At 62.2% G+C, this 259-nt stretch carries 1 protein-coding gene; it reads right to left on the bottom strand.

Annotation, left to right across the window (positions count from 1 at the left end):
* Nucleotides 1-214, bottom strand: a 214-nt coding sequence (locus SB772_RS42630; protein WP_410838848.1) for a PAS domain S-box protein, incomplete at its 3' end; no start/stop codon positions are given.
* Nucleotides 215-259: the final 45 nt, after the last annotated feature.

Here is a 259-nt window from a genome sequence, read left to right as displayed (position 1 = left end):
CAGCGTTCCCCGCGCTGTCGCGCAACGGGCTGCCGGAAACCTCTACAACAACGGTGGTGCCATTCTTCCGCCGGCAAACTGATTCAAGGCCGGACCATGAGCCGTCCTCAGACTCACTGGCAACCCTATCTCGCACCGCCGCGGCCAAGTCATCACCAGCAATCACCAGGCTGAAGTGCAGGCCCACCAGCTCGGCAGAATCATACCCGGTCAAATCCCGGCACGCCGGACTGCAAAAGATAAACCGCCCGTCTGGCCC

It is taken from the genome of Paraburkholderia sp. SIMBA_030 (assembly GCF_046535245.1).
Lineage (GTDB): Bacteria > Pseudomonadota > Gammaproteobacteria > Burkholderiales > Burkholderiaceae > Paraburkholderia.
The sequence above is the reverse complement of the archived record's forward strand: the minus strand, read 5'-3'. Positions and strand labels throughout refer to the sequence as shown.